Consider the following 22117-nt stretch of genomic DNA (forward strand, 5'->3'; position numbering starts at 1 on the left):
CAGCCCGCGTCAGGCCGCGCCGCGCTGGTCGAGCTTTTGCAGCGCCACCGCCAGTTCTTCCACATCGACCGGCTTCAGCAGGTGATGGTCGAAGCCGGCCTGCGCAATGCGCAGCCGGTCGTCGGGCTGGCCCCAGCCCGTGAGCGCGATCAGCCCGATGCCATGCAGCCGCGGATGCGCCCGCAGGCGGCGCGCCAGCTCGCAGCCGTCCATGCCGGGCATGCCGATGTCGAGGATGCCGACCGACGGATGGAAGTGCTCGGCCTTCGCCAGCGCATCCAGGCCGTTGAACGCGACGGTGGCTTGCGCACCGAGCAGGCCCAGCAGCGCAGCGAGCGACTCGGCCGCGTCGCGGTTGTCGTCCACCACCAGGATGCGGTGCTGCACCGCCATCGTGGCTTCCGAGGCTCCGGCCTTCGCGCCGGCCCGCACTTCGTGGTCCAGCAGCGGCAGCGACACCGTGAACTCGCTGCCCTGGTTCGCGCCTTCGCTGCTCGCGGTGACCGTGCCGCCGTGCAGTTCCACCATGCTCTTCACCAGCGTGAGGCCGATGCCCAGCCCGCCCTGCGCGGCGCGCGCGGTGCCGCTCACTTGCACGAACATGTCGAAGATCGCGCCCAGCATGCTGGCCGGAATGCCCGCACCGGTGTCCTTCACGCGCACCACCGCATGGCCATTGCCGTCGTGCTCGACGAACACATCGATGCGCCCACCCGCGGGCGTGTACTTGGCGGCGTTGTTCAGCAGGTTCGCGAACACTTGCGTGAGGCGCACGCTGTCGCCCTTCACGGCCAGCGAGGCATCGGCGATGTGCAATTCGAGCGTATGGCGGCCGGCGTCCATCAGCGGGCGGCTGAGTTCCACCGCGCCGCGTATCACCTGTTCGAGCACGAGCTCGTCCAGCTGCAGCTCGATCTTGCCGCGCGTGATGCGCGAGACTTCCATCAGGTCGCTCACCAGCCGCACCATGTGGTCGAGCTGCCGCCCCATGAGGTCGTAATAGGGCCGGGCGGCTTCCGACGTGAGCGGCTTGCGCTTGAGGATGGCCAGCGCGGTGCTCAGCGGTGCCATCGGGTTGCGCAGCTCGTGCGCCAGGGTGGCCAGGAATTCGGTCTTGCGCCGGTCGGCCTCGTTGAGGTCTTCCAGGATGCGTCGCAGCTCGTACTGCCGGCGCCGTGCGCGCAGCGCGCTGCGCAATGTGCTCACCAGCGAGGCCACGCGGATCGGGCGCTCCAGCACGGTGACGTTGGCCATGCCTTCCATGGCGGTGGTGATGGCGCGCGAGTCGGCGCCTTGCCGCGCGAGTATCAGCACCGGCAGGTCGGACCACGGTGGCTGCACCGCCACGGCCGCGGCGAGTTCGGTGGCGCCGCTGCCCGCGAGCATTTCCTCGGATATCAGCAGCGCGCCGGCGCCGCGCTCCATCTCGCGCAGAAGTTCGGGGAGGTCGGCGCACACCTGTGTCTCGATGCCCGCCTGCAGGAGCACGGCGGCGGCCATCACGGCGTCCTTGGCGGTGGCGGTTCTCATCAGCACGCGCAGCTGCGGATCTCGCAGCTGCGGCAGCTGGATCGTGGGGCCGTCCGTCACTGCGGGGGCGTGGCAATGCCGTCGATCGGCACGGGCACGCCGGTCAGGATGCCTCGGAAATGGCGCAGCGGCTCTCCCACGTTCAGGCCTCGCCGGTCCATCGAGAACGCACGGATGGAGCGCTCGTGCGCGCCGCCGCGCTTCTTGAGCACCGAGATGGCCTGGCGCACTTCGCCTTCGGCCTCGTAGTAGCGCAGCAGCACCACGGCGTCGGCAAGGTAGCTGGCGTCCACGGGTGTCTGCATCTGCATGCCGATGAGCCCGTGCTGCGCGCCGACCAGCAGCGTGGCCACGCCGGACTGCCCGAGGTAGGTGAGCAACTCGTGCAGCTGCACGATGAGAAAGCGCTCGTCGGGCATCGCGTTGAGGTAGCCGTTCAGGCTGTCGATGACGACCACCTTCGCGCCGTGCCGGGTCACGGCCTGGCGGATCTCGTGCACCAGCTCGCCGGGGGAGAGTTCGGCCGGGTCGACCTGCTTGATGCGGATGCGGCCCGATTGAAGATGGGGCTCCAGCTTCATGCCCAGGCCGGCGCTGCGCGTGCGCAGGGTCTTGACGCTCTCGTCGAATACGAAAAGTGCGGCAGCCTCGCCGCGCTCGGCCGCCGCAATGGCGAATTGCACCGCCACCGAAGACTTGCCCGTGCCCGGCGCGCCGACGAACAGGGTGCTGGTGCCCTGCTCGAGCCCGCCGCCCAGCAGCGCGTCGAGCGCCTCGATGCCGCTGGGCAGCTTGGTCAGCGTGGTGTCGTTGACGTGCTCGGCCGCCACCAGGCGCGGAAACACCTGCAGGCCGCCGCGGTGGATCTTGTAGTCGTGGTAGCCGCCGCGAAACGACTGGCCCCGGTATTTCACGACCAGCAGGCGGCGGCGCGCGGAGCCGTAGTCGGAGTTCGACTGCTCCAGCCGCACCACTGCGTGCGCAATGCTCTGCACCTGCAGGTCGTGCTCGGTGGCGGTCATGTCGTCCAGCAGCAGCACCGTGCACTGGCGCCCCGCGAAAAACTGCTTGAGCGCCAGGATCTGCCGGCGGTAGCGCAGCGATGTGCCCGATAGCAGCCGCAACTCGGAGAGCGAATCGAAAACGATGCGCGAAGGCTTGATGGCCTCCACGTCGCTCAGGATGCGCAGCGTGGTTTCGCTCAGCTCCACCTCCGAGGGGTGGAACATGGTGTATTGCTCTTCGGGCTGCAGGCTGTCCTGCGTGGGCAGCATCTCGCGCACGTGGACGTTCGATATGTCCCAGCCGTGGGAGGCGGCCACGCCGCGCAGTTCGTGTTCCGTCTCGGACAGCGTCACGTACAGCACCGACTCGCCGCGCGCCGCGCCTTCGAGCAGGAACTGCATCGCGATGGTCGTCTTGCCGGCGCCCGGCGTGCCTTCGAGCAGGTAGAGCCGGTTGGGCTCGAGGCCGCCGCCGAGCACGTCGTTAAGTCCCGGTACGCCCAGGCTCAGCAGTCGCTGATGGTCAGGCTCCATGGTGGCTTCTCCATTCCATGAGTGAATGAGGTCAATGCCAAATTCAAACATCGAAGCCGTGGGGTCGCGTGCAGGACGGCGCCGCATGGCGCGCCACGCGGAGCGACTATGGGAAATGTCCTGCACGGGGCAGCGGAATCGTCCGGCTGGCCGGGTGGGGCGGATGGAGAAACTGCCTTTCCGGCCCCCGCCGCCCATCATTCTCAATTTGGCTCTTCAGGAGAAGACGATGCTCGAAGACACAGAGATCCGCATTCCCCAGGACGATGAACGGATCGACGTCACGGACCTCAAGGAGGTCGACTACTGGACCCAGTGGTTCGGCGTGAGCGAGGAGCGCCTGCGCACCGCCGTGGCTTCGGCGGGCACCGTCAAGGACGACCTGCGGGTCTACCTCGGCCTGCCCTGATCCTTCCGGGCTCTATCAGCCAGCGGCGAGCATGCCGCGCTCTTCGATGAACGCCACCACCTCGGCCACGCCAGTGAGCGTCTTGAGGTTGGTCATCACATAAGGGCGCTGGCGGCGCATGCGCTGCGTGTCCTGTTCCATCACGTCGAGGTTGGCCCCCACGTAGGGTGCGAGGTCGGTCTTGTTGATGACGAACAGGTCGCTCTTGGTGATGCCGGGGCCGCCCTTGCGCGGGATCTTCTCGCCGGCGGCCACGTCGATCACGTAGATCGTGAGGTCCGACAGTTCGGGGCTGAAGGTGGCCGCGAGGTTGTCGCCGCCGGATTCGACGAACACCACGTCGGCATTCGGGAAATCTTCGAGCATGCGGTCGATGGCCTCGAGGTTGATCGAGGCGTCTTCGCGGATGGCGGTATGCGGGCAGCCGCCTGTTTCCACGCCCATGATGCGCTCGGCCGGCAGCGCGCCGGCCACGGTGAGCAGGCGCTGGTCTTCCTTGGTGTAGATGTCGTTGGTGATGGCGACGAGGTCGTACTTGTCGCGCATCGCCTTGCAGAGCATTTCGAGCAGCGTGGTCTTGCCGGAGCCGACCGGGCCGCCGATGCCCACGCGCAGCGGCGGCAGTTTCTTGGTGCGGTGGGGAATGTGGTGCAGGGCGGAGGTCATGGGGAGGTGTCCGGTTCAGCTTCGGAAGAGGCGGGAATATTGTGTTTCATGGCGGGCCGACAACACCGCCAGCAGGGGCGCGAAGGCCTGGCGTTCGTCGTCGCCGAGGGCCATGGCGCGGGTCACTGCATCGGGGATTTCGTTTGCCAGCCGTCCGAGGATGCGCTGGCCCGCGCTCTGGCCCAGCGGCACGGCCTTGACGGCGGCGGCGACCATGTTCTCGGCCCAGCCGAAGGCGAAGGCCAGGCAGCAGTCGTGCACCGCGGCGTCGGTGCGGCTGGCCGCGAAGGCGAAGGCGATGGGGTAGCTGGCGGGCAGGTCGGCAAAGACTTCCGCCGTGTCGGTGTGGTGCAGCTTGAGCCATTCGACGAAGGAGCGGCCCATCTGCTCGGTCTGCAGGAAGAATTCGGCGGATTCTCGGGTGGCCAGCACCCATTGGTTGAGCTGGCGCACGCGTTGTGTGTCATTGGCCCGCCAGGCTTCCACAGCCTGTGCGAAGACGGCGAGGTCGCCGCGCGCGAAGCTCAGGTGCAACTGGTCGGCGAGCCATTCGGCGGCGCGCGGCTCGGAGTCGATGCCGGCCCATTCGACGGCCGCTTCCACGCCTTCGGAGTAGGAGAAGCCGCCCACGGGAAGGGCGGGGGAGGCGAGCCAGATGAGCTGCAGAAGGCTGTTGGGGCCGGCGGTCATGTCAGTGGCTCGCGCGTGTCCGGGGCGCTGCTGTTCGGGGCGCGTGCACAGGCCGCCGGGTACTCCCCTCCGCGGGAGCGCGCCCTGAACATCCAGCGCGACGAATCGAAAAGCAAGGCCGCATGTCAGTGCGAGTGGCCGTGATGGCCATGGTCATGATCGTGCGGGTGGTCGTCGAGCAGTTCGGGCGCGAGCACCAGCGGCTTCGGGCCTTTGCTGCTGCTGTCGCCATGGGAATGCCCATGGTGGTCATGGCTATGGCTGCCGCCGTGCGAATGCTCGTGCGACCCATAGGCACCGCCCTCGGGCTCGAACGCTTCCTCGACCGCAACGACGATCAGGTGCATCGACCGCAGCATGTCGGCCAGCACATGGTCGGGCTCGATCTTCAGGTGGTCGGGCTTGAGTTCGATCGGCACATGCCGGTTGCCCAGGTGATAGGCCGCGCGCGTCAGGTCGAAGGGCGTGCCGTGGGCGGTGCAATGCGTGATGCGCAGCACCGGCTGCGGCGCCGCGATCACGCGAACCAGGGAGCCGTCTTCGGCCACCAGCACATCGCCACCCCGCACCGCCGTGCCGCGCGGCAGGAACACGCCGATCTGGCGGCCCTGCGAATCGGTGGCGTCGAAGCGGCTCTTCTGGCGGATGTCCCAGTCGAGCTCGATGGTGGCGGCGCGTTTGAGCAACACGGGCGCGAGGCCGCGGCCCTGGGGCATGAGTTTGTTGGCGGTGAGCATGGTGCAAATGGAGCGCCCCGGAGGGCGCCCGCTGGCTGGATGAGTACCTTCGAGGATACGCAGCCTGTCAAGCAGGCGCATCCCCCGGCTTCAAAACAGGAAATACCGCTGCGCCATAGGCAGCAGCTTCGCCGGCTCGCAGGTCAGCAGGTGCCCGTCGGCCCGCACCGCGTAGGTCTGCGCGTCGATCTCCATCTTCGGCGTGTAGCCGTTGTGGATCAGGTCCTTCTTGCGCACGTTGCGGATGTTCTTGACCGCGCTCAGGTGCTTGGCCAGGCCGTAGCGCTCCTTGATGCCCGATGCGAGCCCGGCCTGCGAGACGAAAGTGAGCGAGCTCCTGGCGAGCGAGCCGCCGTAGGCGCCGAACATCGGTCGGAAGTGCACCGGCTGCGGCGTTGGGATTGACGCATTCGGGTCGCCCATGGCCGCCATCGCTATGGTGCCGCCCTTCAGGATGGTGAAGGGCTTCACGCCGAAGAAGGCAGGCTTCCAGATCACGATGTCGGCCCACTTGCCGACTTCGAGCGAACCCACCTCGTGCGCGATGCCGTGCGCGATGGCGGGGTTGATCGTGTACTTGGCGACGTAGCGCTTCGCGCGGAAGTTGTCGTTGCGCTCGCTGTCTTCCGGCAGGGTGCCGCGCTGCAGCTTCATCTTGTGCGCGGTCTGCCAGGTGCGGATGATGACTTCGCCGACGCGGCCCATGGCCTGGCTGTCGGAGCTGAACATGCTGATCGCGCCCAGGTCGTGCAGCACGTCTTCGGCGGCGATGGTCTCCTTGCGGATGCGCGACTCGGCAAAGGCCAGGTCCTCGGCGATGCCGGCGTCGAGGTGGTGGCACACCATGAGCATGTCGACGTGTTCGTCGAGCGTGTTCACGGTGTAGGGCATCGTGGGGTTGGTGGAAGAGGGCAGGAAGTTGGCTTCGCCCACCACGCGCAGGATGTCGGGCGCATGGCCGCCGCCCGCGCCTTCGGTGTGGAAGGCGCAGATGGCGCGGCCGCCCACGGCGGCGATGGTGTTTTCGACGAAGCCCGATTCATTGAGCGTGTCGCTGTGAATGGCCACCTGCGTGTCGGTGGCGTCGGCCACGTCCAGGCAGTTGCTGATGGCCGCGGGCGTGGTGCCCCAGTCTTCATGGAGCTTCAGGCCGATGACGCCGGCCTCGATCTGCTCGTGCAGCGCGCCCGGCAGGCTGGCGTTGCCCTTGCCCAGGAAGCCCAGGTTCATCGGGAAGGCGTCGGCTGCCTGCAGCATGCGCTCGATGTGCCAGGGGCCGGGCGTGGAGGTGGTGGCGAAGGTGCCGGTGGCGGGGCCGGTGCCGCCGCCGAGCATGGTGGTCACGCCGGAAGACAGCGCCTCCTCGATCTGCTGCGGGCAGATGAAGTGGATGTGGCTGTCGATGCCGCCTGCGGTGACGATGTTGCCTTCGCAGCTGATGATCTCTGTGCCCGGGCCGATGACGATGTCCACGCCCGGCTGCACGTCGGGGTTGCCGGCCTTGCCGATGGCGGCGATGCGGCCGTCCTTCAGGCCGATGTCGGCCTTGACGATGCCCCAGTGGTCGAGGATGAGCGCGTTGGTCAGCACCGTGTCGACGGCGCCCTGCGCGCGGGTTCGCTGCGATTGCGCCATGCCGTCGCGGATCGTCTTGCCGCCGCCGAACTTCACCTCTTCGCCGTAGCCGCCCGCGCGCAGGGTGTAGTCGGCCTCGACCTCGATCAGCAGGTCGGTGTCTGCAAGACGAACGCGGTCGCCCACGGTGGGGCCGAAGATTTCGGCGTAGGCACGCCTTCCAATGGTCGCCATCAGAGTTTCCCTTGAACCAGGCCGCGAAAGCCGTAGACGATGCGATCGCCCGAAAAATCGACCAGTTCGACCGTGCGCTGCTGGCCTGGCTCGAAGCGCACCGCGGCGCCCGAGGCAATGTTCAGCCGCATGCCGCGCGCGGCCTCGCGGTCGAAGCCGAGCGCGCCGTTGGTCTCGGCGAAGTGGTAGTGCGAGCCGACCTGGATCGGCCGGTCCGCGGTGTTCTGCACCACCAGCGTGAGGGTGCATCGGCCGGGGTTGAGCGTGTGCTCGCCGTCGTCGGTGAGGAGTTCGCCGGGAATCATGGCCAGCCTTGCCTCAGATGGCTTGCGCCAGCAGCGTGGCGCCCAGGCCGAGCACCGCGGCGCCGGCCACGCGCGGCAGCCATGCGTTGGCATGGCGCAGCGCCCAGCCCGCCGCGATGCCCGCCACGTGCAGCAGCACAGTCGCGCTGACCATGCCGGCCAGCGTGAGGGCCGCGCCTTCTTCGCTCGCCAGTTCGTAGCCGTGGGCCACGCCGTGGAATACGGCAAACACGCCGACCACGCCCATGGCCACCACTGCCGGCAGGCGCACGCGCGTGGCCACCAGCAGGCCCAGCACCAGCAGCGACGCGGCGATCATCGGTTCGACCGCCGGCAGCTGCACGCCGGCCAGGCCCATCAGCGCGCCCACCAGCAGCATGCCGGCGAAGGCCAGCGGCGCCCACAGCAGGTCGGGCCAGGCGCGGCGCGCGGCCAGGGCGCTCCAGAAGCCGACCGCGACCATCGCCGCCAGGTGGTCGGCGCCGGTCAGCGGGTGAAGAAAGCCGGTGGTGAAGCCGTGGTGCATGCCGCCGTCGCCGCCCGTGTGGGCGCTGGCTGCAAGCGGCAGCAGGAGGGCGAGCAGGGCGAGGGTTCTGGAGGCGTTGTGGCGCATGGAGAGTCCTTTTGTTCTTTGAATTTCAGACGATGGGCTGGTGCACGGTGACCAGCTTGGTGCCGTCCGGGAAGGTGGCTTCGATCTGGATGTCCGGGATCATCTCGGCGATGCCGTCCATCACGTCGGCACGGGTGAGCACGCTGCGCCCGTCGCTCATGAGTTCGGCGACGCTCTTGCCGTCGCGCGCGCCTTCCATCACGGCGGCGGAGATCAGGGCGATGGCTTCGGGGTAGTTCAGCTTCAGGCCGCGCGCCTTGCGGCGTTCGGCGAGCAGCGCCGCGGTGAAGATCAGCAGCTTGTCTTTTTCGCGCGGAGTCAGTTCCATGGGATTGGCATCGGGTGGCGGGGAGAGGCGGCCATTATGGGCAAGCTGGCTTCTTTGCAACAGTCGTGCCCTGTTCGCCAAAAGCCGTACGGATGGCACGGAAGATGCACCGAAACGGTGTGAACACCGAAGCCGCTCCTGCCACCCCGGACGACGCCCCCCAGCGCATCGTCAAGGTGCGGCGCGACTACAACAGCTGGGTCGCCAGCGAAACGCTGGAAGACTACGCCCTGCGCTACACCCCGCAGCGCTTTCGCAAGTGGTCCGAATGGCGGGTGGCCAACACGGCCTTCGGGGCGGCGTCGTTCCTGATCCTGGAGGCGGTGGGCGCCACGCTGCTGGTGCAGTACGGCTTTGCCAACGCCTTCTGGGCGATCCTGGCGACGGGGCTCATCATCTTCCTGGCCGGCCTGCCGATCAGCGTGTACGCGGCGCGCTACGGCGTCGACATGGACCTGCTCACGCGCGGCGCCGGCTTCGGCTACATCGGCTCCACGCTCACTTCGCTGATCTACGCGAGCTTCACCTTCATCTTCTTCGCGCTCGAGGCGGCGGTGATGGCCTATGCGCTGGAGCTGGCACTGGGCATCCCGCCGGTCTGGGGCTACCTGGTGTGTGCGCTGGTGGTGATTCCGCTGGTCACGCACGGGGTGTCTGCCATCAGCCGGCTGCAGCTGTGGACGCAACCGCTGTGGCTGCTGATGCTGGTCGTGCCTTTCGGCTACGTGCTGATGCGCGATCCTGGTGCTTTTGCGGGCATCGCGCACTACAACGGGGTCAGGTCCGGCACGCAGGGCTTCAATCTGCACCTTTTTGGCGCCGCACTAACGGTCGGCATCGCGCTGATCACGCAGATGGGCGAGCAGGCCGACTACCTGCGCTTCATGCCCGCGCGCACCGCGGCCACGGCGCGCCGCTGGTGGGCCGGGGTGCTGGCCGGCGGCCCGGGCTGGGTGGTGCTGGGCGTGCTCAAGATGCTGGGCGGGGCGCTGCTGGCCTACCTGGCGCTCACGCACATGGTGCCGCCCGAGCGCGCGGTCGACCCGAACCAGATGTACCTCGCGGCCTACGAGTACGTGTTTCCGAACTACGGCTGGGCGGTGGCGGCCACGGCGCTGTTCGTGGTGATCTCGCAGCTCAAGATCAACGTGACCAACGCCTACGCGGGCTCGCTGGCCTGGAGCAACTTCTTCTCGCGCGTGGCGCACAGCCACCCGGGGCGCGTGGTGTGGGTGGTGTTCAACGCGCTGATCGCTTTCATGCTGATGGAGATGAACGTGTTCGAGGCGCTGGGCGACGTGCTCGGCCTGTTCGCCAACATCGCCATCGCCTGGATGATGGCGGTGGTGGCCGACCTCGTCATCAACAAGCCGCTGGGGCTGTCGCCGCCCGGCATCGAGTTCAAGCGGGCGCACCTGTGGGACATCAACCCGGTGGGCGTGGGCGCGATGGCGCTGGCTTCGGTGCTGTCGATCACCGCGCACCTGGGCGTGTTCGGGCCGCTGGCGCAGGCTTTCTCTGCGCTGATCGCGCTCGGCACGGCGCTGGTGGCCTCGCCGCTGCTGGCGTGGGCGACGGGCGGCAAGTACTACCTGGCGCGCGGCTCATGGGCGAACGGCGCCGTGGCCTTCGCGCCCGCGCCGGGCTCGCGCGCGGTGCGCTGGGCGAAGGTGGAGCACGACGACAGCGGCGACGGCAGCTACCGTCGCCTGACGGTGCAGCACTGCGTGATCTGCGAGCGCGAGTACGAAGGGCCCGACATGGCGCACTGCCCGGCCTACCAGGGCGCGATCTGCTCGCTGTGCTGCACGCTCGACGCCCGCTGCGGCGACCTGTGCAAGCCGCATGCGAGCCTGTCGGCGCAGTGGTCGGCGGTGCTGCGCTGGCTGCTGCCGCGGCGCAGCTGGCGCTACCTGGACACGGGGCTCGGCCACTTCCTGCTGCTGATGCTCATCATCGTGCCGCTGCTGGCGGTGGTGTTCGGCGTGCTCTACCAGCAGGAGCTGCGTGCTTTCGGCGAAGGCGCGCTGGAGCTGGCCTCGCAGGCCGACGTGGCCGCGGCGCTGGCGGGCGTGCAGAAGCTGTCGCTGCGCTCGGGCTTCCTGAAGGCCTACATGGCGCTGCTGGTCATCGCGGGCATCGTTGCGTGGTGGCTGGTGCTCGCGCACCAGAGCCGCAAGGTCGCGCAGGAAGAGTCGAACCGCCAGACGCACCTGCTGGTGCGCGAGATCGAGCTGCACCGCGAAACCGACCGCGCGCTGCAGGCGGCCAAGCAGGCGGCCGACGAGGCGCGCGAAGTGGCCGAGCACGCCAAGCTCGCGGCCGAACTCGCCAAGCAGGCCGCCGACCAGGCCAACCATGCCAAGAGCCGCTACATCAGCGCCATCAGCCACGAGCTGCGCACGCCGCTCAACAGCATCCTGGGCTATGCGCAGCTGATGGGCGAAGACCAGTCGGTGCCGCCGCACCGGCAGCAGGCGGTGGCGGTCATCAAGCGCGGCGGCGAGCATCTGCTGTCGCTGATCGAAGGCACCCTGGCCATCGCGCACATCGAGGCCGGCAAGCTCACCCTGCATGCGCGGCCGATGCGCTTTGCCGACACGCTGCGCGAGCTGGCCGACATGTTCGAGCTGCAGGCGGCGGAGAAGGGACTGCAGTTCCGCTTCGAGGCGGCGGGCCCCTTGCCGGAGGTGGTGCGCGCCGACGAAAAACGCGTGCTGCAGATCCTCATCAACCTGCTGGGCAACGCGATCAAGTTCACGGCGGCGGGGCAGGTCACGCTGCGGCTGGCCTATGCGCGCGAATTTGCCTCGGTCGAGATCGAGGACACCGGCCCCGGCATGCCGCCCGAAGACATCGAGCGCATCTTCGAGCCCTTCGCGCGCGGCAATGCCGCGGGCATGTCGGCCGCACCTGGCGCCGGGCTGGGGCTCACCATCGCGAAGATGCTGACCGACCTGATGGGCGGCGAGATGAAGGTGCAGAGCACGCCGGGCGAGGGCTCGCTGTTCTGCGTGCGCCTGTTCCTGCCGCGCGTGCACGACACGGCGGCCGTAACCGGGCGGCCGGTGCCGGTGCAGCGCGCGCGGCGCGGCTACGAAGGCCCGCGCCGCCGTCTGCTGGTGGTCGACAACGAGGAGGCCGACCGCGACCTGCTGGGCCATGTGCTCGCGCCGCTGGGCTTCGAGCTGCGCAGCGCGGCCAGCGGGCACGATGCGCTGGACCTGATCGCCGCCGGCTACAGGCCCGACGCGATGTTCGTCGACCTCGCGATGCCCGGCATCGACGGCTGGGAAACCATCCGCCGCGCGCGCAAGCTGGGGCTGACCGAGGCTTCGGTGGCCATCGTCTCCGCCAACGCTTTCGACAAGGGGCTCGACAACGACGTGGGCATCGCGCCCGAGGATTTCTTCGTCAAGCCGGTGCGGCATACCGAACTGCTCGACTGGCTGGAGCGCAGGCTGGGGCTGCAATGGACCGACACCGCCGCCGCCAAGCCGGCTGCCGCGGTGCCGCCGCGCGCGCTGCAGGCGCCGTCGCTGGCCCGCCTTCGGGCGCTGGAGGAGGCGGTGAGCCTCGGCTACTTCCGCGGCATCATGAACCAGCTCGACGACATCGACGCCGCGCAGCCCGAATGCGTGGCGTGGACCGAAGCCCAGCGCGTGCTCGCGCGGCAATTCCAGTTCGAGGCCATGAGCCGCGCGCTGGCCGAGGCGGCGGTGAGCGCGCCATGACCCTGACCAACCCTTCGAGCCCGACCATGGAAACATCGCCGCTTGCCCGGACGCTGCGCGAGCAGCAGGGCGCCAACAGCGACCTCGTGCTGATCGTGGACGACGTGCCAGACAACCTCGCGGTGCTGCACGACGCGCTCGACGAATCGGGCTACACGGTGCTGATCGCCACCAACGGCGAGCAGGCCCTGCAGCGCGCCGCGCAGGCCCGGCCCGACATCGTGCTGCTCGACGCGATGATGCCGGGCATCGACGGCTTCGAGGTGGCGCGCCGGCTCAAGGCCGATGCCGCCACGGCGCACATTCCCATCGTGTTCATGACCGGCCTGACCGAGACCGAGCACCTGGTGGCCGCGCTGGAGGCGGGCGGTGTCGACTACGTCACCAAGCCCATCAAGCCGAAGGAAGTGCTGGCGCGCATGAACGTGCATCTGCAGGGTGCGCGCCGCGCCCGGCAGGACGCGCAGCAGGCCGGCCAGGCGCGCAATGCGCTCGACGCCTTCGGGTACGCGAGCATCACCGTGCGCCTGCCCGAGGGGCGGCTGATCTGGCAGACCGCGCTGGCGCGCGACCTGCTGCAACGCTACTGCGAGACCCGCGCGCCCGAAACGCCGCCCGCCGTGCTCGAGTGGCTGAGCAAGCATGCGCCCGATGCGCGGCAGCGCGGCATCGAGCCGCCGCCCCTGTCGATCGCGCAGGGCGCCGGCAGCCTTACGCTGCGGCTGCACCAGCAGACCGGCAGCGACGACGACGGCGACGAGTGGATGATCATCATGCGGGAGGTGTCCGGCACCGGCGTGATCGAGGCCATGAGCCTGAGCCTGAAGCTCACCGCGCGCGAGGCCGAGGTGCTCTACTGGGTGGTCAAGGGCAAGACCAACAAGGACATCGGCGAAATTCTTGGCAGCAGCCCGGCCACGGCCAAGAAGCACCTGGAGCGGGTGTACGTGAAGCTCGGCGTCGAGACGCGCACGGCCGCCGCCGGCGTGGCCATCAAGCGCATCCGGGAGCTGCAGCCGCAGTTCGAGATCTGAGCGCTCCGGGGGTGCCGCGGCGCCACGTCATGGCGTCGACTTTCGGCATCCCTAGAATGGTCCGAGAGCCCCACGCATGCTCTCCATGAAGAACAACAGGCAAAGAACCACAACCTCCCCACCGCTGCCCCGTGGCCGGATGCTTGCCGCTTCCTGCTTTGCATTCGCGAGCCTGGGCGCGCAAGCGTCCGGGCATTTCGATGTCGACGACGCAGGCACGCTCGACCCGGGCCAATGCCAATACGAAACCTGGTGGGGCCGCGCGGGCGCGGAGCCGGTCACGGGCTTTCACTTCGGGCCTGCCTGCCGGGTCGGGCCCGTAGAGCTGGGCCTGAACTTCGACCGCAGTTCGGTGGCGGGCGTTCATTCGCTCACCGGAGGCCCGCAGGTCAAATGGAACTTCCTCGGGGAGGCTCCCGATGCGCCGTTCAGCGCAGCCTTGTCGGCGAGCACTGTTTCAGACCTCAAGCGCGGCGGCCGCACGGGCGGGCAGTTCATCGTGCCGATGACCTGGCGGCCCGCCAGCAGCCTGCAGGTGCATGTGAACCTGGGTGCCGACTGGGCGCCGGGCACCGGCGTTCGCACGCCGCGCGGCGGTGCCGCCGTCGAATGGGCCCTGAACGACACCGTGTCTCTCATCGCGGAGCGCAACCGCGCGGCGGGCGAATGGACCTCGCGCATCGGCGGGCGCTTCAGCCTCACGCCGCTCATCAGCGTGGATGTGAGCACCTCGCGCACCGGCTCGCAGGGCGTGCGCGGCTTCGTGATCGGGCTCAACCACGAGTTCACCTGGAAGTGAAGCGCCCTCAGCGCAGGTAGCGCAGGATCCGCTTTTCGTCTTCGGCCAGTTGCTGGCGCATCAGCGAGATGAAGTCGCGCGCGGTGGCCGACAGCACCTTGCCCGCGGGCATGGCCAGCAGGCAGGTGAAGTACACGTCGACAGAGAACTTGCGCACCACCAGGCCGCGCTCCGCATAGTCGAGCGCGGTGATCGGGTTGACCAGGCCCACCCCCAGGCCGCGCAGCGCCATCTCGCACACGCTTGCCGCGTAGGGCGTCTGCACCAGCACGCGCAGCGCCACGCCGTGCGGCGCCAATGCGGCTTCGAGCCGCTGGTGCGAAGGGTCTTCCGGGTTCAGCGCGATGAAGGGCGCTTCGGCCAGCTGTTCCGGCTTGATGGTCTTGAAGCGAGCGAGCGCATGGTCCGGCGGCATCACCACCACGCCTGGAAAGCGCGCGAAGGTCGAATGGTCGGTGCCCTCGAGAGAAAGCTCGTCGGCCATCAGCCCGAAGTCGGAGATGCCCATGGCCACGCGGTCGCGCACGTCCTTGGAACTCAACACCTGCAGCGACACCTGCGGCCAGGGGCTCGCGCCGCGGTGCGCCTTCAGCCGTGCCAGCGCGCGCGGCATGAAGCCCAGGCCATAGGCCGGGAAGCAGCTCAGCTCCAGCTGGCTCACACCAAAGTCGCGCAGGCTGCGCACCCGGTGCTCGATGGCGTCCATGCCGATGAACACCCGTTCGACTTCGATCCACAGGGCGCGCGCCTCGGGGGTGGGCACCAGCCGGCCGCCTGTTCGCTCGAAAAGCAGCATGCCCGCCTGTGCTTCGAGACGCTTGAGGGACTGGCTGATGGCAGGCTGCGTCAGATGCAGCAAGGCGGCCGCCTTGCGCGTGGAACCGCCGCGCATCAGGGCACGGAATGTCTCGATTTCAGCAAAGCGCATCGATAAGTTTTGTTATCGGTTGAGTATCTGAGGCTGCGTAATTTTATTTCTGATTGCATAAGATTTGGGCACAACCTACAACACAAGACGCTCGTGACGACATCGCCAGTTCTGGACTTCAAGTTCGCGGCACCGCCAGCGGATCCTTCGGCCCCTCTTTCTGGCGCTTCGCCGGGCATGGTCCGGGACCGAACGCCCAAGCCCCTGCGCAACCCACGCCTGCGTGGCCTGCAGTGCCTGCGATGCGACGCGCTCTACCCGATCACGCTCACGCATGACGGCTGCCCGGCCTGCAAGCGCGAGGGCGTTCACGTCGCGCTGCGCGCCAGCTACCTGCCCGACGGCCCGGCCGATGCCATGCCCATGCCCTATGGGCAGGGCTTCACGCTGGGCGAGGGCAACACGCCGCTGCAGCAGATGCCTGAACTGGCAAAGCAGTTCGGCGTCGCCGGCCTGGCCTTCAAGGACGAGTCGTGCAATCCGACCGGCTCGCACAAGGACCGCATGACCGCTGTGGGCGTGACGCAGGCGTTCGATTTCGAGGCCCACACGCTGGTGCTGGCCTCGTCGGGCAACGCGGCCGTGTCGGCGGCGCACTATGCCTGGGCCGCGGGCCTGGGCTGCGAGGTGGCAACCTACGAGGGCATGCCCGCGACCTACTCGCGGCAACTCGATGCGCTGGGCGCGCGGCGCTATGTGTTCGCCGACAACGCGGGCCGCTGGGCCTTCGTGCGCGAGCGTTCGCAGCACTCCGGCTACTTCGCGCTGACCAACTACCGGTTGCCCGCGCTGGGCAGCGCACCGCTGGCGATCGAGGGCTACAAGCCCATCGCCCTCGAATGCGTGAGCGAAGGCGGCCTGCCCGATCACATCGTGATTCCGACCGCCCGGGGCGACCTGGCGTGGGGCATCTACGCGGGCTTTCGCGACCTGCTGGCGGCGGGGCGCATTGCACGCCTGCCTAAGTTGTGGCTCGTGGAGCCCTTCGCGCGGCTTTCGCGTGTGCTGGCGGGCTGTGCGATCAACGGCAGCTACCCCGGCCACACCGCGCAGTTCTCGACCGCCGGCGCCACCGTGACCTACCTGCAATGGCAGGCCGCGACCGCCACCGGTGGCGGTGCCGTGGTGGTGGCCGACGAAGAAGCCCGTGCAGCGCGTCGGCTGCTAACCGCGGCTGGCGTGAGCGCCGAGCTTTGTTCCGCAGGGAGCCTTGCCGCGCTGAAGCAGCTGCGCGAGAGCAATGCCATCGCGGCCGATGCACGCGTGGTGCTGATGCTGACCGCCAGCGCGTCGAGCGACCCGAGCTGGCCTGATTCCGCGGCCTGATCTCGCGGCCTGATCCCGCGGCCTGATTTCAAGCCATCCGTTCCAACGGCGAGCTGCCGGGCGGACTGCAGCTCCGATAGCCGGTCCGGCTATCTGGCGTCGCTGTAGACGGTGGCGCGCGACACGCCCATGTGCGCCGCGGCAATCTCTGCGCCGCGGCGGACTTCCAGCAGGCCCGCCTTCTTCAGATCCTGTACCAGCTGCTTGCGGTCCGCCGGCTTCAGCGAGCGCGAGGTGGTCGCGCGCGCGGCCGCGAATTCGTCGATGCGTGCGTGGATGCGGTCCGTGTGGTTGCCGCCGGCCTCGATGTGCTCGTGCACTTGCTTGTCGTCGATGCGGGTGAACTGCGAGATCGCGCCCTGGAAGCTCTGGAACAGCGTGAGGTCGACGTTCAGGCACAGCGCCGCCACGTACTCGCCGCTCTCGTCCTTGATGCCGATCGACGTGCTCTTGACCTTGCGCCCATCGGGAAAGGTATTGGCGTAGTTCGCGATCACCGCCGGGAATTCCGGGTCGCGGATCCGCGCCAGGCCCAGTTCGGTGACCGACTGGCCCACCTCGCGGCCACTCAGGCTGTTCTCGATGGCGTAGATCGCGTTCTTCGGGTTGCTCAGGTCGTGCACCACCACTTCGCAGAAGGGCGCGAAGGTTTCGCCCAGGCCTTCGGCCATGTTGCGCAGCATCTCGAGCACCTGCTTGTTCGACTTCTTTTTCATTGCATGGAATGTATCCAGCGCTGGACTAATGATTCAACTTATACAAAAAGTATAGAACTGGATGTATTATCCAGTTTTATGCATGGAGTCGCGAATGACCTCGAAAGAACGCGCACGCTACGTCGATCCGCGCACCGGCAGGCACCACGAAATATCGGAGCGCCGCTGGCGCTCCGACGACGGCAACCCGATGCTCGTCACGCCACTTCCCGGCATCTCGCGCGACGACATCGATTCGCGCGCGCGTTCGCTTTGGCGCTACCGCGCGTCGCTGCCAGTGGCCATCGAGAACCCGGCGAGCATGGGCGAGGGCTGTACGCCGCTGGTGCAAAAGCGCTGGGGCGGGCTCGAGCCGTACTTCAAGCTCGAATGGTTCAACCCGACCTGCAGCTTCAAGGACCGCGGCGCGGCCGTGATGATGTCGTTCCTGCGCCAGATCGGCGTCGATGCGGTGCTGGAAGACAGCTCGGGCAACGGCGGCGCAGCCATTGCCGCGGCAGGCGCGGCGGCGGGCATGCGCGTGAAGGTGCTGGCGCCCAGCTACACGCCGGCGCCCAAGGTGGCGCAGATCCGCGCCTTCGGGGCTGAGGTGCAACTGGTGCCGGGACCGCGCGAGGAGTCGGAATACGAGGCGGTGCGCCAGTCGGAATCGATCTTCTATGCGAGCCACAACTGGCACCCGTTCTTCCTGCAGGGCACGAAGACGCTGGCCTACGAACTGTGGGAAGACCTGGGCTTCGTGGCGCCCGACAACGTGGTGATTCCTACCGGCGCGGGCAGCAATGTGCTGGGGTGCTGGATCGGCTTCAAGGAGCTGCTGGCGGCGGGCCAGATCAGCAAGCTGCCGCGCATCTTCGTTGCGCAGCCGCTGAACTGCTCGCCGATCGATGCGAGCTTCTCGGCGGGCGTGGACACGCTGGTGGAGCGCGTCGTGCAGCCGACCATTGCCGAAGGCACGGCAATCAAGCGGCCCGTGCGCCTGCAGGAAATCTTGCAGGCGCTGCGCGAGACCAACGGCAGGACGGTGGCGCTGACCGAGGCGCAAATTGCGGCGGCGGTGCGCCAGTTGGCCGCAAGCGGGCTTTATGCGGAGCCGACATCCGCCTCGGCCGCGGCGGCCATCGAGGTGCTGGCGCAGCGCGGCGACATCCGCGCCAGCGAGACGACGGTTGCGCTGCTGACCGGCACGGGCCTGAAGTCCACCCAGTTCATGACGGGGTTGTTCAGCGATACCGCCGCGTAGCGAACCGCCGTGGATCGACAGCCGGCCGATGCAGAGGCTGGCTTACTTCCACTTCCAGCCGACGCCGGCGTTGAGGCCCCATTCCTTGCCCGTGGTCGAAAGGCCCGCGCCCCATGACGCCCTGCCGTCCTCGGACAGCGCCTTGAAGGTCAGTGCCACGGCGCTGTAGCCCTTATAGCTGCCGAGGCCCACGCCCACGGTCTTCTCTCCGGCGGACAGCGTCGGCAGGTAGGTGCCCGACATCGCGAAGGCCATGGCCGTGCCCGAGTAGGCGATGCGGGCCACGTCGCCGACCTGGCTCTTCACCTGGTTCAACTGATTCATGTTGACTGCGTCGCTCGGCAGGACGCCCGGCGCCACGTTGCCGATGCGCGTGCCGCCGGGCGCCTGGCCCGCGCCCAGCGTGACCCGGTTGTAGTTGACCGAACCGTCGGGGTTGGTTTCGTACTGCACGCTGCCGGCCTTGACGGCTGCCGCCGATGCCTTGAGTTGCGCCACGTTGGCCGCATCGCTGTCGACCGAACCGGCGGCCACGCCGGTGATTTGGCGGTACTGGCGGTTGGCCGCATCGCCCACGGACACGGCGGCCTGCGTGCCGGTGGTTGCCTTGACGGCAGCCTGGTGCTGCGCCGGCGCATTGCCGGGCATGTAGCCGGCCACGCCCGCCGCGGTGGACGCCACCGAGTTCGCACCCAGCGCGACTCCGCCGCTTTGCTGCACGACCGCGCCGAAGCCGATGGCCGTGCCCTTCGAGGCGTTCTGCGCGCGGCTCAGCGGTGTGCCGCCGGCATCCGCGCCGTCGCCCAGGGCCGCGCCACCGCCACCCGCGCGAGCGTTGACGCCGATGGCCTGCGAGCCCGTTGCCAGCGCACCGGTTCCGATGGCGATGGCGTTCGCGCCGGTGGCCTGGGCGCTGGCGCCCAATGCCACCGCGCCGTCGGCCGTCGCTTTCGCGTCGCTGCCGGCCGCGAAGGAGTTGGTGCCGCTTGCCGCCGATTGCGCGCCGATGGCCACCGCCTTCTGGCCGGTGGCCGCCGAGTCGTCGGCCGTCGAGTTGGTGTGGAAGTATTTGGTGCCGGTGTCGTAGATCGACGTGACCTTCGAACTCAGGTTGCCCAGGTTGCGGTTCGTCGTGCCCAGGGCCGTAGAGGTCGAGGTCGACAGGCTGGCCAGGTTGCTGTTCGTCGTGCTCAGGCTGCCGGACAGCGAAGCCGTCGCGGTCGACAGCTGGCTGACGTTGACGGCATCCGTCGGGGCGGCGCCCGCGGCAACGTTGGTGAGCCTGCGTTCATTGCCGCTCGAGCCCACCGACACTTCCCCTGCCGGCGTCGCGCCGGAGATGGCCGCGCCAGGGGACGCTGTGTAGGCAACTGCGCCTTGCAGCGCAGCGAGCGAATCCGCCGTCTTGCTGCCCGCCCCGAGGGCAACGCTGCCGTCGTACGCAGCGGCAGCCTTGTTGCCCAGGGCCACGGCGCTTTCGCCGGCGGCGTTGGCCTCAGCGCCAATTGCAAGCGCCCGGCTTGCGGACACCGTCGCGGCCTGTCCTATGGCCACGCCCGAAGCCGCGCTGGCGGCCACCGAAGAGTGCCCGCCGATGGCGATGCTGTCGGAGGCGGTCGCTTGCGCGCCCTTGATTGCATTGCTGCCGATGGCAACGGCACCGGCGCCCGAAGCCGTCGTGGAATTCGCGGGCGACAGCACCGTGGTTCCGTCGCCGCCCGCGCCGCCGATGGCGATCGAATTGAGGCTTTGAGCGCGCGCTCCGAAACCGAGCGCTGTGCTTGCGGTGCCGGCCGCATTGGCGGAGAGGCCGAATGCACTGGCCCACTGGCCGGCATTGCCGTGAAAGCCGAAGACGGCCGCCCCATCTCCGACGCCTTGAGAGTAGGTTCCGAACACCGAGACGGCGTCCAGGCCGTTGCCGCTCGTGTCGCAGCCAAGGATGTTGGACCAGGTGCCGGTCCCGTCGATCGGTTGCGCATTCGTGCCGGTGACCGTCACCTGTCCGATGGTCGCCCTGGTGGTGGAAACGCAGCCGTTGCTCGGAGCGAAGTTGGAATAGGTGGATGCGCCGGCATCCGGCGCCGTCATCTGCAAGCCGGCAACCAGGATTGCTGCCGCCAACGTGGAGAGCCTGAAACGAGCCTTCCCGCCGAAGCTCTTGCAACTGCCTCCATGGCCATCAGACTTGACGGTTTCGGCTGCCGTCGCCCACGCACCCAATGATTCATTCCAGACATTGCGATAAGTATTATTCATAAAAACTTGCAAAAGAAAAAGTCTAAAAAACAGGCGATCGAGGCTGGCTCCGTGTGAGTGCTTTTTCGAGTGGTTGAAATCATCCCGCGCCTTTTTCAAAGCATTTAATGCCATTGAAACAGGCGTGCCGCACCCCCGCTCGACCTCCAAGGCCGCGGAATGTATCGAGTCGGGAGCGGGGTGGGCAATGAAATTTATTGCCCGTGGATGACCGCCGTGGGCGGTTCGTGCTATTTGAAGAGCTGCGAAATTTTGCTTTGAATAAAGCAGAAAGTCGCGCTATCAAATAATGCGTTGATGGCGAGTAAGCTCGCGTTGCCTAATTAATTGCCTGTCAATTGCAATTTGCGGCAATTGATTTCGGGCGGACTTCGTTGGATATGTTTTCTTCTTTTCGTAGAAAAGATCACGATGCTGGCGTGCGTTCATCCGAAGTCTGTTGAACCTCGCTACCAGGGCCACGCGATGCGCGTGCCCGATCCTGTTTCGTCCGCCCGCGCATGCAGCAGGCGCGCGACGGTCAGGTCTTGCAGCGCAAGACCGGTCATGTCGAAGACCGTGATGTCTCCGGGGGGGCGCTGGAAGGGCGTCTTGCCGCTCAGCAGGTCGCCGAGTTCATCGCTGGGTGTATCGGCCGCCCATTGGGTCTCGCCGATCTGCCGGGCCTGGGTGCGGTCGTCGACGAACAGCCGCGCGCGCGCCAGCAGGCCTTCGGGCAGTTCGCGTTTGCCGCGGGTGTCGGCACCGACGCAGTTCAGGTGCGTGCCGGGCTGCACGGCCTCCAGGTCGAAGAGGGCGCCGCCGCCCGGGGTGGCGGTGATCACCACGTCGCTGCGAGCGACGGCCGTATTGCGGTCGCCGGCAGGAGCGATGTTGCAGCGCCCCGCGAATGCAGCTTCGAATGCCGGCTTGCGCTGGCCGTCGGAACTCATATAGAGAACGTCGCTCAGCGAGGGCAGCAAGCGCAGCGCGAAGTCGAGCTGGATGCGCGCCTGCACGCCTGTGCCGAACAGGCACAGCCGCGTGCTGTCGTGCCGCGCGAGTTGCTGCAGGCCGAGCCCGCCCGCCGCGCCGGTACGCACGGTCGTGACCGCGTTGCCGTCTATCACGCAAAGGGGGCGGCCGGTGGCGGGGTCGATCAGCAGGATCGTTGCCTGGTGCGGCTCGCCGCCGCGCTGCCGGTTGGCGGGCCAGAAGCCGGCCGCCTTGAAGCCGAGCAGGCCCTGGGCCTGCACGTCGCCCGACTTGATGCCGAACACGCCGCCAGTCTTCAGCGGCTCGCGCACGACCGGGAACACCCGGCCTTCGCGCTCGCTGTGCAGGACGAAGGCCTCGCGGACGGCCAGGAGCACGTCGTCGGGCAGGAGAAGGGCGTCGACCTGGTTCTTGTCGAGCAGGAGGAGCCGGGCGTCGGCGGGAGCGATAAATGGCGTCATCTGGAAATATTATCTAT

The 22117-nt window shown here is 68.0% G+C and carries 19 protein-coding genes and 1 pseudogene; 6 read left to right on the forward strand and 14 right to left on the reverse strand.

Annotated elements, in window-relative coordinates; translation table 11 throughout:
• Positions 1-9: 9 nt before the first annotated feature.
• Positions 10-1590, reverse strand: a complete 1581-nt coding sequence (locus ACWV14_RS07125; RefSeq protein WP_454907533.1) for a hybrid sensor histidine kinase/response regulator — start codon at positions 1588-1590, stop codon at positions 10-12.
• Positions 1587-3068, reverse strand: a complete 1482-nt coding sequence (locus ACWV14_RS07130) for an ATPase domain-containing protein (protein WP_454907532.1) — start codon at positions 3066-3068, stop codon at positions 1587-1589. The genes ACWV14_RS07125 and ACWV14_RS07130 overlap by 4 nt, the downstream gene beginning before the upstream one ends.
• A 229-nt stretch (positions 3069-3297) precedes the next feature.
• On the opposite strand from ACWV14_RS07130, the gene ACWV14_RS07135 reads away from it, so the two are divergent.
• On the forward strand, positions 3298-3477 hold the full coding sequence (locus ACWV14_RS07135; RefSeq protein ID WP_422085251.1) for a DUF3606 domain-containing protein: 180 nt from the start codon (positions 3298-3300) through the stop codon (positions 3475-3477).
• A gap of 15 nt (positions 3478-3492) precedes the next feature.
• Here ACWV14_RS07135 and ureG read toward each other — a convergent pair whose 3' ends face one another.
• From ureG to ACWV14_RS07170, 7 genes are all read right to left on the reverse strand, one after another.
• The gene (gene ureG, locus ACWV14_RS07140; RefSeq protein ID WP_106937010.1) at positions 3493-4143 is read right to left on the reverse strand and encodes an urease accessory protein UreG; all 651 of its coding nucleotides are present in this window, start codon (positions 4141-4143) and stop codon (positions 3493-3495) included.
• A 15-nt stretch (positions 4144-4158) separates the two neighbouring features.
• The gene (locus ACWV14_RS07145) at positions 4159-4833 is read right to left on the reverse strand and encodes an urease accessory protein UreF (protein ID WP_454907531.1); all 675 of its coding nucleotides are present in this window, start codon (positions 4831-4833) and stop codon (positions 4159-4161) included.
• 125 nt (positions 4834-4958) lie between these two features.
• Positions 4959-5570 (reverse strand): urease accessory protein UreE, encoded by a 612-nt coding sequence (ureE, locus tag ACWV14_RS07150; protein ID WP_454907530.1) that lies wholly within the window; start codon positions 5568-5570, stop codon positions 4959-4961.
• Between the two features lie 90 nt (positions 5571-5660).
• A complete protein-coding gene (ureC, locus tag ACWV14_RS07155; RefSeq protein WP_422085256.1) occupies positions 5661-7379 on the reverse strand; it encodes an urease subunit alpha in 1719 nt (572 codons plus the stop codon).
• Positions 7379-7684 (reverse strand): urease subunit beta, encoded by a 306-nt coding sequence (locus tag ACWV14_RS07160; RefSeq protein WP_454907529.1) that lies wholly within the window; start codon positions 7682-7684, stop codon positions 7379-7381. The genes ureC and ACWV14_RS07160 overlap by 1 nt, the downstream gene beginning before the upstream one ends.
• Before the next feature lie 13 nt (positions 7685-7697).
• Positions 7698-8297: a HupE/UreJ family protein gene (locus ACWV14_RS07165; RefSeq protein WP_454907528.1), complete on the reverse strand. Its 600-nt coding sequence runs from the start codon at positions 8295-8297 to the stop codon at positions 7698-7700.
• 25 nt (positions 8298-8322) lie between these two features.
• The gene (locus ACWV14_RS07170; protein WP_056512745.1) at positions 8323-8625 is read right to left on the reverse strand and encodes an urease subunit gamma; all 303 of its coding nucleotides are present in this window, start codon (positions 8623-8625) and stop codon (positions 8323-8325) included.
• A 104-nt stretch (positions 8626-8729) separates the two neighbouring features.
• Here ACWV14_RS07170 and ACWV14_RS07175 point away from each other — a divergent pair, with 104 nt between their 5' ends.
• The 3 genes from ACWV14_RS07175 to ACWV14_RS07185 all read left to right on the forward strand — a co-directional run bounded on the left by ACWV14_RS07175 (position 8730) and on the right by ACWV14_RS07185 (position 14192).
• Complete coding sequence (locus ACWV14_RS07175) at positions 8730-12359, forward strand: hybrid sensor histidine kinase/response regulator (RefSeq protein ID WP_454907527.1); 3630 nt, start codon at positions 8730-8732, stop codon at positions 12357-12359.
• A gap of 26 nt (positions 12360-12385) precedes the next feature.
• A complete protein-coding gene (locus ACWV14_RS07180) occupies positions 12386-13393 on the forward strand; it encodes a response regulator transcription factor (protein ID WP_422089135.1) in 1008 nt (335 codons plus the stop codon).
• Positions 13394-13532: 139 nt separating this feature from the next.
• Positions 13533-14192, forward strand: coding sequence for a hypothetical protein (locus ACWV14_RS07185; RefSeq protein ID WP_454907526.1), 660 nt, complete (start codon positions 13533-13535; stop codon positions 14190-14192).
• 7 nt (positions 14193-14199) lie between these two features.
• Here ACWV14_RS07185 and ACWV14_RS07190 read toward each other — a convergent pair whose 3' ends face one another.
• A complete protein-coding gene (locus ACWV14_RS07190; protein WP_454907525.1) occupies positions 14200-15120 on the reverse strand; it encodes a LysR substrate-binding domain-containing protein in 921 nt (306 codons plus the stop codon).
• Positions 15121-15213: 93 nt separating this feature from the next.
• Here ACWV14_RS07190 and ACWV14_RS07195 point away from each other — a divergent pair, with 93 nt between their 5' ends.
• Complete coding sequence (locus ACWV14_RS07195; RefSeq protein ID WP_454907524.1) at positions 15214-16446, forward strand: pyridoxal-phosphate dependent enzyme; 1233 nt, start codon at positions 15214-15216, stop codon at positions 16444-16446.
• 89 nt (positions 16447-16535) lie between these two features.
• Here the strand turns inward: ACWV14_RS07195 and ACWV14_RS07200 are convergent, their stop codons facing one another.
• Positions 16536-17162, reverse strand: a complete 627-nt coding sequence (locus tag ACWV14_RS07200) for a helix-turn-helix transcriptional regulator (RefSeq protein WP_454907523.1) — start codon at positions 17160-17162, stop codon at positions 16536-16538.
• Positions 17163-17256: 94 nt separating this feature from the next.
• On the opposite strand from ACWV14_RS07200, the gene ACWV14_RS07205 reads away from it, so the two are divergent.
• Entirely contained in the window at positions 17257-18405 is a 1149-nt protein-coding gene (locus tag ACWV14_RS07205; protein ID WP_454907522.1) for a threonine synthase, read from the forward strand.
• Between the two features lie 42 nt (positions 18406-18447).
• Here ACWV14_RS07205 and ACWV14_RS07210 read toward each other — a convergent pair whose 3' ends face one another.
• The 3 genes and pseudogenes from ACWV14_RS07210 to ACWV14_RS07220 form a co-directional block, all read right to left on the reverse strand.
• Positions 18448-20529: a YadA family autotransporter adhesin gene (locus tag ACWV14_RS07210; RefSeq protein ID WP_454907850.1), complete on the reverse strand. Its 2082-nt coding sequence runs from the start codon at positions 20527-20529 to the stop codon at positions 18448-18450.
• Positions 20530-20544: 15 nt separating this feature from the next.
• Positions 20545-20778 (reverse strand): annotated as a pseudogene (locus ACWV14_RS07215) (ESPR-type extended signal peptide-containing protein); the annotation flags it as partial.
• 335 nt (positions 20779-21113) lie between these two features.
• Complete coding sequence (locus tag ACWV14_RS07220) at positions 21114-22100, reverse strand: ornithine cyclodeaminase family protein (protein ID WP_454907521.1); 987 nt, start codon at positions 22098-22100, stop codon at positions 21114-21116.
• Between the last annotated feature and the right edge of the window lie 17 nt (positions 22101-22117).

The organism is Variovorax durovernensis, assembly GCF_977011995.1.

Coding starts and splice junctions, on each gene's coding strand:
- ACWV14_RS07130 (WP_454907532.1), bottom strand. CDS start 3,068: ATGGAGCCTGACCATCAGCGACTGCTGAGCCTGGGCGTACCGGGACTT.
- ACWV14_RS07135 (WP_422085251.1), top strand. CDS start 3,298: ATGCTCGAAGACACAGAGATCCGCATTCCCCAGGACGATGAACGGATC.
- ureG (WP_106937010.1), bottom strand. CDS start 4,143: ATGACCTCCGCCCTGCACCACATTCCCCACCGCACCAAGAAACTGCCG.
- ACWV14_RS07145 (WP_454907531.1), bottom strand. CDS start 4,833: ATGACCGCCGGCCCCAACAGCCTTCTGCAGCTCATCTGGCTCGCCTCC.
- ureE (WP_454907530.1), bottom strand. CDS start 5,570: ATGCTCACCGCCAACAAACTCATGCCCCAGGGCCGCGGCCTCGCGCCC.
- ureC (WP_422085256.1), bottom strand. CDS start 7,379: ATGGCGACCATTGGAAGGCGTGCCTACGCCGAAATCTTCGGCCCCACC.
- ACWV14_RS07160 (WP_454907529.1), bottom strand. CDS start 7,684: ATGATTCCCGGCGAACTCCTCACCGACGACGGCGAGCACACGCTCAAC.
- ACWV14_RS07165 (WP_454907528.1), bottom strand. CDS start 8,297: ATGCGCCACAACGCCTCCAGAACCCTCGCCCTGCTCGCCCTCCTGCTG.
- ACWV14_RS07170 (WP_056512745.1), bottom strand. CDS start 8,625: ATGGAACTGACTCCGCGCGAAAAAGACAAGCTGCTGATCTTCACCGCG.
- ACWV14_RS07175 (WP_454907527.1), top strand. CDS start 8,730: ATGCACCGAAACGGTGTGAACACCGAAGCCGCTCCTGCCACCCCGGAC.
- ACWV14_RS07180 (WP_422089135.1), top strand. CDS start 12,386: ATGGAAACATCGCCGCTTGCCCGGACGCTGCGCGAGCAGCAGGGCGCC.
- ACWV14_RS07185 (WP_454907526.1), top strand. CDS start 13,533: ATGCTTGCCGCTTCCTGCTTTGCATTCGCGAGCCTGGGCGCGCAAGCG.
- ACWV14_RS07190 (WP_454907525.1), bottom strand. CDS start 15,120: ATGCGCTTTGCTGAAATCGAGACATTCCGTGCCCTGATGCGCGGCGGT.
- ACWV14_RS07200 (WP_454907523.1), bottom strand. CDS start 17,162: ATGAAAAAGAAGTCGAACAAGCAGGTGCTCGAGATGCTGCGCAACATG.
- ACWV14_RS07205 (WP_454907522.1), top strand. CDS start 17,257: ATGACCTCGAAAGAACGCGCACGCTACGTCGATCCGCGCACCGGCAGG.
- ACWV14_RS07220 (WP_454907521.1), bottom strand. CDS start 22,100: ATGACGCCATTTATCGCTCCCGCCGACGCCCGGCTCCTCCTGCTCGAC.